This window comes from Nocardia sp. NPDC056564, assembly GCF_042793755.1.
Lineage (GTDB): Bacteria > Actinomycetota > Actinomycetes > Mycobacteriales > Mycobacteriaceae > Nocardia.
The window spans coordinates 15,298-27,969 of the sequence record NZ_JBHTUR010000013.1 but is presented as its reverse complement, the minus strand read 5'-3'; the positions used below and the strand labels follow the sequence as shown (position 1 = coordinate 27,969).

Sequence of the window (12,672 nt, the reverse complement as noted above, 5' to 3'; positions counted from 1 at the left end):
CCCTTGACGGCCCGACCCACCCCGAACATGATTGCGGCCCGGCTCGGGTACTCGAGCCGGGCCGCGGTCGGTCGCGGACACATGGGGATCAGATGTTGGTGGTTCGGCCGTGCATCGCCGACAGATCGGCCTGCATGCGCTGCATATCGCGGTCGGTGACGTTGGACGAACCCGCCGGAGCCGAGTAGTGGGCGACTGCGGCGGCGAAGGTGACGATGACTGCCATGGCGATCAGAAAAGTAAGCATGGCAGTAATTTTGCGCTCGGTCAGTTCCCGCCGAAAGTGGCTGAACTGACATAGTTCGTAAATATCCAGCCATTAGACTGGAGGCATGCTGTCGAAGGTTGCGGTCGTGCTGTCCGAGCGCATGGCCATGTTCGAGTTCGGGGTCGTCTGCGAGGTTTTCGGTCTCGACCGCTCCGCCGACGGGTTGCCCGCGTTCGACTTCAAGGTCTGCGGTGCGGAGCCGGGGAAGCCGCTGCACTCCAGCACGCCCGGCATCACGCTCACGCCGGAGTTCGGGCTCGAGCAGCTGGCGAAGGCCGATCTGGTCGCCATACCCGCCTTCTCGTCCAGGAACGGGATCGATCCGCGCCTGGTCGACGCCGTCCGGGACGCCGCCGCGGCGGGCGCGATCGTGCTGACCGTCTGCTCGGGCGCCTTCCTCGCCGGCGCGGCCGGACTGCTCGACGGGCGCAAATGCACCACGCACTGGACGCACGTCGACGCGCTGGCCGAGTTGTATCCGGAGGCGACCGTCGATCCCGACGTGCTGTTCGTCGACGCGGGCAACCTGATCACCAGCGCGGGCACCGCCGCGGGCATCGACGCCTGCCTGCATCTGGTCCGCCGCGAACTCGGCAGTGCGGTGGCCAACGCGATCGCCCGCCGCATGGTCGTGCCGCCGCAGCGCGACGGTGGGCAGCGTCAGTTCATCGAACGCCCCGTCGCCACCTGCACCTCCGACAGCCTGATGTCGACGCTGGAATGGATGAACGAGAACCTCGACCTCCCGCACACCATCGAAGACCTGGCCGCCCGCGCGACCATGTCCACCCGCACCTTCGCCCGCCGCTTCGCCGCCGAAACCGGGACCACTCCGGTGAAGTGGCTGACCAATCAGCGCGTCCTGCTGACCAAGCAGCTGCTCGAGGAAACCGACCTCGGTCTCGAACAGATCGCCACCCGCGCCGGATTCGGTTCGGGAGCGCTGCTGCGACACCACTTCCAACGGCTGGTCGGCATCGCGCCGACGGAGTATCGCCGTCGCTTCGGCGCGAACCTGGAAGCCGTCGAGACGCCTGCCTGATACTTCGCGCGGCGAAGCCACCCTTCTCGGCCACCGGTACCCCACGGTTTCGACACCGCGCTCGAAGCGTCGAGACACACGACTGTCCGCACACCGCCAGACCACGTTGGTTCGGCGGCACCCGCATACCGAGTATCTGGGCGTTTCTGCGCCGGTCTCGAAGCGGCTTACCGGCGCAGTCCTTCCGCCGCACGGGCCGCGCCGGTTCTCCGTCGCCGACGGTCGTACTCAACCGCGATCTCCGTTGCGAACCTGCGCGGAGGTGATTCGCATCCCCGACGCGCGCTCACGTCCGGGTCGACGCGGCGGGGATTGATACCGTGCTGACGTGTCGCACAGTGTCTCGTCCGAGCCGCGCCGGATTCTCGTCCTCGGCGGCGCTCGGTCGGGTAAGTCCGCCTATGCCGAACAGCTGGCCGCGGGGGCCGGGCCGGTTCGATACCTGGCGACCTCGATTCCCGATCCGGCCGACCTCGACTTCGCCGCACGGATCGCCACGCACCGCGACCGCAGGCCCGCAGACTGGGCGGTGATCGAAAGTGCCGATCCCGCAGTTGTTCTCGGTGAGCCGGCCCACGGCACCACGCTGATCGATGACATCGGCACCTGGCTCACCGCGCGCATCGACGCCCGGGCGGCCTGGGAATCCCCGCGCGGCACCGTCGCCCCCGACGCCGACGCCCTCGTCGCCGCGGTGACCGCCTACGCACAGCGCCTGGTCATCGTGAGTCCCGAGGTCGGCATGGGGATCATCCCCGCCACTCGCTCCGGCCGCCTGTTCCGGGACGAGATCGGCACCCTGAACCAACGCCTCGCCCAGGTCTGCGACGAAGCCTTCCTCGTCGTCGCCGGATTACCGCTGCGGCTCAAATGAAACGCTCGGGGGGTTGGCGGCGGGTGATGTGCGACGCACAGACCGCGGCGGGCAAGATTGAGCGGCGTAGCAGTGTTTGGACCGCGCTGACCGGAAGGGCTCGACAGTGACACACGGATTTGGACCGGTGACGCCTCCTGACGCACAGGTTCGGGCGGCGGCCGAGCAACGGCAGACGCAGCTGACCAAACCCGGCGGGTCGCTCGGGCGGCTGGAGGAGATCGGCAACTGGGTCGCGGCCTGTCAGGGCGTGTGCCCGCCCAAGCAGTTCGAGCGGGCCAGGGTGGTGGTGTTCGCCGGGGATCACGGCGTTGCGCGGCACGGGGTTTCGGCGTATCCGAGTGAGGTCACCGCGCAGATGGTGGCGAACTTCCTGGGTGGTGGCGCAGCGGTGAACGCGCTCGCCGTGGTTGCGGGCGCGACGGTTCGGGTGGCCGATATCTCGGTCGACGGTGAGACCGATTCGCTCGTCGCCAAGCACAAGGTGCGGCGTTCCAGCGGATCCATCGACCGCGAGGACGCGCTGACCGCCGAGGAGGTCGAGGCCGTCCTCGCCGCGGGCAAGGCGATCGCCGACGAGGAGATCGACGCCGGCGCCGACGTGCTCATCGCGGGTGACATGGGCATCGGCAACACCACCCCCGCCACCGCCCTCATCGCGACGCTCACCGACACCGAACCGGTAGCCGCCGTCGGGCGCGGCACCGGCGTCGACGACGCGGGCTGGGCGCGCAAGGTCGCCGCGATCCGGGACGCGATGCGCCGGGCCCGTCCGGTGGTCAAGGATCCGGTCGAACTGCTGCGCGTCGCCGCGGGCGCCGATTTCGCCGCGATGGCCGCGTTTCTCGCGCAGGCCGCCGCCCGGCGCACGCCGGTCATTCTCGACGGAGTGGTCGTCACGGCGGCCGCGCTGGTCGCCGAGGAGCTGGCCGCGGGCTCGTCGGCGTGGTGGCTGGCCGGCCACCGCTCCACCGAACCGGCCCACAACCTCGCCCTGCAACGCCTGCGCCTGGAACCCCTCCTCGACCTGAACATGCGCCTCGGCGAGGCCTCCGGCGCCCTCACCGCCCTCCCCCTCGTCCGCGCCGCGGTCGCCACCCTCGCGGAGATGTCCACCTTCGCCGAGGCGGGCGTGAGCACCGCCGACACCGACACCGCCGAGAACACGGACCTCACCGTGCCCGCCGAAACCGCCACGCCCGCAGAGGTTCCCCCGGCCACCCCGGACTTGCGGAAATGAGCGACCGGCCGTCGAGGCTCGGAGCCCGCGCCCTCGAGTTTGGTGAGGTAATCGACGGTCACGGCAATTCGCTTGCAGCACGGTGTCTTCCAAGTGCAGCAGGGCTATCGACGAGTAATCGATCGGTGGCCGCTATGCCTGACCGGTCGATGTCGAGCGTTTGCCGAACCTGGGCAACGCCGACGATGACCGGTCGGCGCGAGTCGTTTGATCATTCAGCTGCCGCACAACGCATTCCGAGCCAAGTGTGGTGGGGTACTGCCCCAGGGCTGGTCGAATGAACGGGTTGCGGCTGGCGGTTTCCTGGCTCACCGTTCTGCCGGTGCGAGCGCCGGACAGTGCCGACTGGGCTGCGACGGGGCAGGCAATCGCGTCGACGCCGTCTGCCGGTGAGGTACTCGGAGCGGGAGCAGCCGGATGAACGGGATTGCGGCGCACGATCTCCCGACTCACCCTCTTGCCGGTACTCGGACCGGCCAACGTCGACTGGGCTGCGGCGGAGGAGGCAATTACGTTGACGCCGTCGGCTGGTGGGGTTCTCGGAGCGGGAGCAGTCGGACGAACGGATCGCAGCGCACGATTCCCCACCCCACCGCATTGCCGGTACAGAGACCGGACAATGTCGACCGGGTTGCGGCGGCGCAGGAAATCGCGTCGACGCCGTCGGCCGGTGGACTGCTCGGCTCGGGAGCAGCCGGATGAACGGGATTGCGGCGCACGATCTCCCGACTCATCCTCTTGCCGGCACGCGGATCCGCCGACGTCGACTGGGCTGCGGCGGGGGAGGCAATTACGTTGACACCCTCGGCCGATCGACTGCTCAGCGCGGGAGCAGCCGAATGAACGGATCGCAGCGCACGATCTCCCGGCCCACCGCATTGCCGGTACAGAGACCGGACAATGTCGACCGGGTGGCAGCGGCGCAGGCAATCGCGTCGACGCCACCGGCCAGTCGACTGCTCGGCTCGAAAGCAGCCGAATGAACGGATTGCGGCTCGCGGTTTCCTGGCTCACCGTTCTGCCGGTGCGAGGGCCGGACAATGTCGACCGGGTTGCGGCGGGGCGGGCAATTGCGTTGGCGCCGTTGGTTGGTGGGGTGCTCGGGGCGGGAGCGGCCGGGCTGCTGGGGGTGTTGGTGTGGGCGGGGGCCAGTTCGATGCTGGCCGGGTTGCTGGTGGTCGGGGCGTTGGCGTTGATCACGCGGGGCATGCATCTGGACGGGCTCGCCGACACCATGGACGGGCTCGGCAGTTACGGTCCGCCCGAGCGAGCCAGGCAGATCATGAAGAGCGGCGGCGCGGGTCCGTTCGGTGTCGCCGCCCTCGTGTTCTCCATTGGCGTTCAAGCGTTTTCGTTCGCCGCACTGGCCGAGGCGGACCGCTGGTTCGCCGTGGCCCTCGCCGTAACCGTCGGCCGCGTCGCGGTAGTTCTCGCCTGCCGCAAAGGAATCGACGCCGCCCCCGGCGCCGGCTTCGGCGCCCTCGTCGCCGGCACCCAGTCTCCCCTCACCGCCGCGGCATGGTCCGTCATCGCCCTCGCCGCCGCCACCCTCGCCACCCCCACCCCCTGGCAAGGCCCGCTCGCCATACTCATCGCCCTCGCCGCCGCAACCATCCTCATCCACCACACCGTCCGCCGCTTCGCCGGCCTCTCCGGCGACCCCCTCGGCGCCACCATCGAACTGACGGTCTCCCTAACCGCCGCCACCCTCTCCCTCCACCTCTGACCGCAGCTTCCGCCCAACGGGACCTAGCGAAGCCGCCCCATTGCCGCAACCACATCCCAGCTCGAACAACGGGACATGACAGCACGCAATACATCGCCACGGTGATGTCCCGTAGACCCCGATTCGCGCCGGCACCTGGCCGGGGACCTCGCGCCACCGCAGCGGCCCTCCGAGCCCTGCCTACGATCAGAGCCGAGCTGAAGGCACGCGGACTTTCGCGACGTAAGGGCCCACACCCCCTTAGTTTGCGGCAACCGGGACCCCGCTCTCCGCGCCCCCCACTCGGCTTACCCCGAGCGAGGCACATACCCAAGAGCAACTCAACACCCAAACACCCAACTAAACCCCAGGTTTCACGCTCAACGGGACATGCCGGAGCCCCCACTCGCACAATGCCGCAACCACGTCCCGTTGATCACGGGTTGGCCCCACCAACGGGTCATGACGGTGGGCCATGCCGCACTTCGCCACGACCGTGCCCCATCAAACACGACGTGACTCGACCAACGGGACATAGCAGCAGACCTTCTCGCACTTCGCCGCAGCGGTGTCCCGCTGAGCACGGTCCGGCCCGCCAACGGGACACAGCAGCGCACCCTCTCGCACTTCGCCACAAGCGCTACCCATTGAGCACAACCCGGCTCGAGGCACGGGACATGACAGCACATGCTTTCGCACTTAGCCGTCGCCATGTCCAGCTGGTCATAATTCCGGCCCTGAACTTGTCCGAAAGCGGAGCTTCTAACCTCGGCTTGCAGTCCAAGCTCTGCCCGGGGCCAAGTTGACGGCGGCATTTGCCTGCGCGATGCAATCAGCGCTGGAATCTATTCCAGCCGCTCAGCCTTCATATGCGGCGGGACATGACGTACCCGCAACCCACACGTCGCTGCAACCCTGGCCCGGCTGATCATGATCCAGCTCGACCAACGGGACACAACAGCGGACTCTCTCGCACTTCACCGCAGCCGTGTCCCGCTGAGCACCATCCGACCCCGCCAACGGGACACAGCAGCGCACCTTCTCGCACTTCACCGCAGCCATGTCCCGCTGAGCACCATCCAACCCCGCCAACGGGACACAGCAGCGGCCCCATCTCACTTCGCCGCAGTTGCCGTCCCGTCGAATACGTCCGGGCTCGACCAACGGGACATAGCAGCGGACTCTCTCGCACATCGCCGCAGCCATGTCCCACAGAGCACCATCCGAACCGGCCAACGGGACACAGCAGCGCACCTTCTCGCACATCGCCGCAGCCATGTCCCGCTGTGCACGGCGCGACCACGCCAACGGGACATGACGCTGGAAGCTCTCGTACTTCACTGCTGCTGCGGGCTCGTTGATCATGGGGTTGGCTCGATGGTCCGGCGGGCAATGCCGATACTCGGTACTCGAACCCCTTCTGCGCCTATGGATTCGTGATTCACGGGACATAGGGGTGACGTCGGTGGAGTGAGGTCCGCCACGTTATGGCGTTGATCTTGGTTCGGGGATCGGGGGCGGATGTCCGGGTTTTCGAGGGGCTGGGGGTACGGCGCAGCAAACTATTTGCGGCTGCGGCGCGCGGATCGTCTGGGTCGGGCAATAAGGTGTGCGGTATGTCTTCTGAGCGCCTGTATTTTCGCCAGCTGTTGTCGGGGAGGGACTACGCCGTCGGCGATCCGATTGCGACGCAGATGCGGAATTTCGCGTATCTGATCGGGGATCAGGAGACCGGCGAGTGTGTGGTGGTCGATCCGGCCTACGCGGCGGGCGATCTGGTCGATATCGCCGAGGCGGACGGGCTACGGCTGACGGGGGTGCTGGCGACCCATCACCATCCCGACCACGTGGGCGGGACGATGCTCGGGTTCACCCTGGGCGGGGTGCGCGAGCTGCTCGAAAAGACAAGTGTCCCAGTGCATATCAACGCGCAGGAGCTTTCCTGGGTGGCCAACGTCACCGGCATCGCGCCGAGCGAACTCACCGGCCACGAGCACGGCGACAAGGTCAGCGTCGGCGCCTTCGACATCGAACTGCTGCACACGCCAGGGCACACGCCGGGCAGCCAGTGCTTCCTGTTCGACGACCGGCTCATCGCGGGCGACACCCTGTTCGTCGACGGCTGCGGCCGCACCGATTTCCCCGGCGGCGACTCCGACGAAATGTTCCGCAGCCTCCGCTATTTGGCCGAGTTATCCGGCGACCCGGTCGTCTACCCCGGGCACTGGTATTCGCAGGAGCCCTACGCCCCGCTCTCCACTGTCCGGGACAAGAACTACGTGCTGCGCCCCAAGACCCTCGAAGAATGGCACATGTTCATGCCCAGCTGAATGGGGTCGGTCTGATGGCCCGGCAGCCACCCAGGCGGCGGGCCATTGGACCGCACTCGATGACGATCGGCGAAGTTACTCCGGTTGCTCAGGCGGACCAAGGGTCGCCTCGAGGACTTAACCGCTCGAGCATCTCACCGGCAGGTTCATCGAAAACACCGACCGCCGGTCGAGTCGCACACCAGGGCGGCCTCGCGAGAAACCGCCCTGGTGCAGCACTCACGAACTACATTCCGCGCATCCACCCGTGGATGTCGGCGAACGTACCGCGCTGGATTCCGGTGAGAGTGTCCCGCAACGCCATGGTCACCTCGCCGGGCTCACCGCCGCCGATGGTGAACTCGCCGTCGGCGGAGCGGACCCAGCCGACGGGGGTGATCACCGCGGCCGTACCGCACGCGAAAACCTCGGTGATTTCACCGGATTCGGCACCCTTACGCCATTCCTCGACCGAGACCTTGCGCTCCTCGACCTTGAAACCGGAGTCGGCGGCGAGGGTGAGCAGCGAGTCGCGGGTGATGCCGGGCAGCAGCGAACCGGACAGTTCCGGAGTCACCAGCCGCGCGTCCGAGCCGGTGCCGAAGACGAAGAACAGGTTGTTGGTGCCCATCTCCTCGACGTAGCGACGCTCGCACGCGTCCAGCCAGACCACCTGGTCACAACCCTTTTCGGTTGCCTCGGCCTGGGCGAGCAAGGACGCGGCGTAGTTGCCCGCGACCTTCGCCTCGCCGGTGCCGCCGGGCGCGGCGCGCACGTACTCGGTCGACAGCCACACCCGCACCGGCTTCACGCCGCGCGGGAAGTAGGCGCCGGCCGGCGAGGCCATGAGCAGGTACTTGTAGCCGGCGGCGGGCTTCACGCCGAGCCCGGCCTCGGTGGCGAACATGAAGGGGCGCAAGTAGAGCGAATCCTCGCCGCCGGCGGCGGGCACCCAGTCGCGGTCCACCTCGAGCAGCTGACGCACGGATTCGATGAACAGTTCCTCGGGCAGCTCGGCCATCGCCATCCGGCGGGCGGACCTGCGGAACCGCGCGGCGTTGGCGTCGATGCGGAAACAGGCGACGCTGCCGTCGCTGTGCCGGTAGGCCTTGAGTCCCTCGAAGATCGCCTGGCCGTAGTGGAAGACCATGGTCGCGGGGTCGAGGGCGAGCGGCCCGTACGGCTCGACGCGCGCGTTGGTCCACTCGCCGTCGATGTAGTCGATCGAGACCATGTGATCGGTGAAGAACCGCCCGAACCCGGGCGCCGCCAGTACCTCTTGTACCCGCTGCGCCGGGGCGGGCGCGGGATGCGGGACACGGGCAAACTGTGCAGCAACGGTCATGGCCATGATCCTAGCCAAGCGGCTTTCAAGCTTTGCGGCCGATTGCCCCTCGGACCGCAGAACTTCCCGCCACCCCAGCCACTCGCGCACCAATGTGCACCCCGCGCCCCAATTCGCCCCAGGAAATCACACCGGGCAGTACGCACCCTGCGCACCGGGGAGCGCGCCACGCCGCGACTTGCCGTACGACACGCCGTGTCGCGCCACGCCGAGATCGGCCGAGGCCCGCGCGCCGGATCTCGCGCGGGCGACCACCACTTACTTCGTGTTCGTCTCCACGAACGGCGGGCGGATGACCTCGCAGCGGAGGCGACGGCCGCGGACGTCCACCTCGACCTCGGTGCCGGGCTCGATGCCAGCCTCGGTGTCGAGCAGGGCGAGGGCGATGCCGATCTTGAGGCTGGGCGAGAAGGTGCCGGAGGTGGTTTCGCCGACCGGTTCGCCGTCGCGCAGGACGCTCTGGCCTTGGCGAAGCACGCCCCGGTCGAGGGCCTTGAGGCCGAGCAGGGTGCGGCGCGGGCCGGCCGACTTCTCCTGCTCCAGTGCGGCTTTGCCCCAGAACTCGGGCTTCTTCCAGCCGACCGCCCAGCCGGTGCGGGCCTGGACCGGGGAGATCTCCAGCGACAGTTCGTGGCCGTGCAGCGGGTAACCCATCTCGGTGCGCAGGGTGTCGCGGGCGCCGAGCCCGGCGGCCTGGCCACCGGCCGCCTCCACCTGCGTGACGAGCGCGCGGAACAGCGGCTCGGCGTCGGCCCAGCGGGGCAGCAGTTCGTAACCGTGCTCGCCGGTGTAGCCGGTGCGGCAGACGCGCACGGGACGGCCGTCCCATTCGGCGTCGGCGTAGGCCATGTACTCCATGTCGGTCGGCAGGCCGATCGCGGCGAGCACCTCGGTCGAGCGCGGACCCTGCACGGCGAAGACGCCGTACTCACGGTGCTCGTCGGTCACCGTGATGCCCTCGGGCGCCACCTTCTGCAACTCCGCGACCACTGACGCGGTATTGGCCGCATTGGGGACCAGGAAGATCTCGTCATCGCTCACGTAGTAGGCGATCAGGTCGTCGATCACGCCGCCATCGGGCGCACAGCACAGCGTGTACTGCGCCTTGCCCGGGCGGATCCGGCCGAGGTCGTTGGTGAGCGCCGAGTTCACGAATGCCGCCGCGCCCGCACCACGCACCGTCGCCTTGCCCAGATGGCTCACATCGAACAGCCCGACCGTGGTGCGGACCGACTGATGTTCGGCCACCGTCCCCGCGTAGGAGACGGGCATTTCCCACCCGCCGAACGGTGCGAAAGTCGCCCCCAGCTCGACGTGTACACCATGGATAGGACCTTGCAGCAGGTTCGAGTCGGTCACCCGGCGAGCTTATCCGCCACACCCCCACTCCGGACCCGCTCCCTCACCCCCACCGTCTGATCCCCCAGACGACAGCCCCGCCACCACGTCTCCGCCACCAGCCACCCACCACCATCAGAACCACCACCGAACCCATCAAGTCCGGTCGGCCAGACACTGCCAACCGAACGGGACACAACGCCACTGCCACCGCTCCGCCATCACGTCCCGCTCAACACCACCGCCGCCTGCGATCACGTCCCGCTCAACACCACCGCCGCCGCCCGCGATCACGTCCCGCTCGACACCCCCACCGCCGCCGCCAGCCATCACGTCCCGTTCGACACCAACAACCGGCATACGAACATCACGCCGGAATCACCAAAACTTCGCCCCGACCACGTCCCACTCGCCAGTTCACGATCCGACAAACGGGACATGAGGAAGGTGATACTCACACTTCGCCTCAACCACGTCCCGATCGACAGCTCTCAACCCTGGCGCGGATACCACGGCGATTCCAATCCGACTTCCCCCGCCACCATGTCCCACCCAGCGAATCGCACTTCGTCGAATGGGACATCACGGCACCAGCACTCACACTTTGCCGCTGTCATGTCCCGTTCGGGTGGCAAAACGATCACGCGCCCACCCGGTAGGCCGATCCTCCGCGCTTGAACTTCCGGGCCGCTACCTCGCTACCACTCTCGGCTAGTCCCGAGCGAATCGCACTTCATCGAACGGGACATCACAGCGCCAGCACTCACACTTTGCCGCTGTCATGTCCCGTTCGGGTGGCAAAACGATCACGCGCCCACCCGATGGGCCCGTCCTCCGCGCTTGAACTTCCGGGCCGCTACCTCGCTACCACTCTCGGCTAGTCCCGGACGATCACCCCCACCGAACTGAACCTGACAACGCTGTCCCTGACATTTCGCTACGGCTATGTCCCGCAAGGCAATCCACGGACGACGGATGGGACATCAGGGTGCCGTTACTCGCGCTTCGCTACCACCATGTCCCGATCAGCGACTCCCCACCCAGCCAACGGGACACGAAAGCGGCACCACTCGCCCTTAACCACTGCCATGCCCCCACCAACGACCCACTAACCAGCCGACGGGACACGACGCGCCTCACCCACTGCCGTGGCCCGAGCAGCAACTCACCACCCAGCCAACGGGACGCCAGGGTGGCACCACCCGCGCTTCACCACTCCCATGTCCCGATCAGCGACTCACTACCCAGCCAACGGGACGTGAGAGAACCACCACCGGCGCTTCACTCCTGCCATGTCCCGATCAACGACCCACCACCCAGCCAACGGGACACGAAAGCGGCACCACCCGCCCTTCACCACTGCCATGTCCCGATCTGCGACTCACCATCCAGCCAACGGGACACGACGCGTCTCACCACTGCCGTGGCCCGATCAGCGAACTCCCCGCCCAGCCAATGGGACGCGAAAGTGACACCACCCGCCCTTCACCACTGCCATGTCCCCACCAACGGGACACCCAGCCAACGGGACACAAGCGCGACACCACTCGCCCTTCACCACTGCCATGCCCCCACAACGACTCACCACCCAGCCAACGGGACACGACGCGCCCCACCACTGCCGTGGCCCGTTTAGCGACTCACCATCCAGCCAACGGGACGCCAGGGTGGCACCACCCGCGCTTCACCCCTGCCATGTCCCGATCAGCGACTCACCACCCAGCCAACGGGACACAAGAGAGGCACCACCCGCCCTTCACCACCGCCATGTCCCCACCACCGACTCACCACCCAGCCAACGGGACACAAGAGAGGCACCACCCGCGCTCCACCACCGCCATGTCCCGGCCAGCGCCGCACGGTCCGGCGAGCGGGACGTGGTGGAGGCGCTTCTCGTGCTTTGCCTCGACCATGTCCCGTTCGACGGGTTCTATCCGCGGAACCACATGGGGCGCAGGGTTGGGCCGTTGTCGGGGAGGTCGTGGGGGGTGCCGGTTTGGGTGAAGCCCATGCGGGTGTAGAGGCGGGCGGAGCGGTCGGTGCTGGCTTCGAGGTAGGCGGGGACCGATGCCGAGGAGGCGGCTTTGGTTCGGTTGGCGAGGATGGCGGCGCCCGCGCCTTTGCCTCGGTGTTCGGGGACGGTGACGATCACCTGCAAATACCGGTGCGGGAATTCGCGGGGGTGGGAGCGCTCGAGCAGGTCGCTGACTATCGCGGCGCGCTGGAGTGCGCGGACGCCGGGGACGGATTCGGCGAGTGCGCGGGCTTCGGCGGCTTCGCGCTCGAGCCGGTCGGCGGACGTGACGTGCTGCCAGATCGAGATCGCCCAGATGTCCGATCCGGCGCCGGCGATCCAGATTTCGTCGTCGCTCAGCGCGCGGTCGATGAGCGCGGGCACGTACTGGTCGATGAACTGCTCGATCGGGTGTCCGTCGAGGATCCAGGCCGTCACCACCTCATCGGGGCTGGCGATCGCGAAGGCCTTGATCACCGCATCGCGATCCTGCTTGCTCGCCTGTCTAACCGTGATCTCCATCCGCTGACCCTTTCG

9 protein-coding genes are annotated in these 12,672 nt (G+C 67.8%); 5 read left to right on the top strand and 4 right to left on the bottom strand.

The window, feature by feature from the left end:
• Positions 1-88: 88 nt before the first annotated feature.
• Positions 89-247 (bottom strand): hypothetical protein, encoded by a 159-nt coding sequence (locus tag ACFQ9K_RS28380; RefSeq protein WP_378723719.1) that lies wholly within the window; start codon positions 245-247, stop codon positions 89-91.
• An 85-nt stretch (positions 248-332) separates the two neighbouring features.
• Here ACFQ9K_RS28380 and ACFQ9K_RS28375 point away from each other — a divergent pair, with 85 nt between their 5' ends.
• The 5 genes from ACFQ9K_RS28375 to ACFQ9K_RS28355 all read left to right on the top strand — a co-directional run bounded on the left by ACFQ9K_RS28375 (position 333) and on the right by ACFQ9K_RS28355 (position 7,459).
• The gene (locus ACFQ9K_RS28375; RefSeq protein WP_378723721.1) at positions 333-1,310 is read left to right on the top strand and encodes a helix-turn-helix domain-containing protein; all 978 of its coding nucleotides are present in this window, start codon (positions 333-335) and stop codon (positions 1,308-1,310) included.
• 328 nt (positions 1,311-1,638) lie between these two features.
• The gene (locus ACFQ9K_RS28370; protein WP_378723725.1) at positions 1,639-2,184 is read left to right on the top strand and encodes a bifunctional adenosylcobinamide kinase/adenosylcobinamide-phosphate guanylyltransferase; all 546 of its coding nucleotides are present in this window, start codon (positions 1,639-1,641) and stop codon (positions 2,182-2,184) included.
• 106 nt (positions 2,185-2,290) lie between these two features.
• On the top strand, positions 2,291-3,424 hold the full coding sequence (gene cobT, locus ACFQ9K_RS28365) for a nicotinate-nucleotide--dimethylbenzimidazole phosphoribosyltransferase (RefSeq protein WP_378723728.1): 1,134 nt from the start codon (positions 2,291-2,293) through the stop codon (positions 3,422-3,424).
• A gap of 979 nt (positions 3,425-4,403) precedes the next feature.
• Positions 4,404-5,150, top strand: a complete 747-nt coding sequence (locus ACFQ9K_RS28360; RefSeq protein WP_378723731.1) for an adenosylcobinamide-GDP ribazoletransferase — start codon at positions 4,404-4,406, stop codon at positions 5,148-5,150.
• A 1,595-nt stretch (positions 5,151-6,745) separates the two neighbouring features.
• Positions 6,746-7,459 carry an MBL fold metallo-hydrolase gene (locus ACFQ9K_RS28355; RefSeq protein ID WP_378723733.1) on the top strand — a complete coding sequence of 238 codons (714 nt, stop codon included), beginning with the start codon at positions 6,746-6,748 and terminating at the stop codon, positions 7,457-7,459.
• 226 nt (positions 7,460-7,685) lie between these two features.
• On the opposite strand, the gene ACFQ9K_RS28350 is transcribed toward ACFQ9K_RS28355, so the two are convergent.
• The 3 genes from ACFQ9K_RS28350 to ACFQ9K_RS28340 form a co-directional block, all read right to left on the bottom strand.
• Entirely contained in the window at positions 7,686-8,783 is a 1,098-nt protein-coding gene (locus ACFQ9K_RS28350; RefSeq protein ID WP_378723735.1) for a branched-chain amino acid aminotransferase, read from the bottom strand.
• Positions 8,784-9,041: 258 nt separating this feature from the next.
• On the bottom strand, positions 9,042-10,142 hold the full coding sequence (gene gcvT, locus ACFQ9K_RS28345) for a glycine cleavage system aminomethyltransferase GcvT (protein WP_378723738.1): 1,101 nt from the start codon (positions 10,140-10,142) through the stop codon (positions 9,042-9,044).
• A 1,909-nt stretch (positions 10,143-12,051) separates the two neighbouring features.
• Positions 12,052-12,657 carry a GNAT family N-acetyltransferase gene (locus ACFQ9K_RS28340; protein WP_378723742.1) on the bottom strand — a complete coding sequence of 202 codons (606 nt, stop codon included), beginning with the start codon at positions 12,655-12,657 and terminating at the stop codon, positions 12,052-12,054.
• Positions 12,658-12,672: the final 15 nt, after the last annotated feature.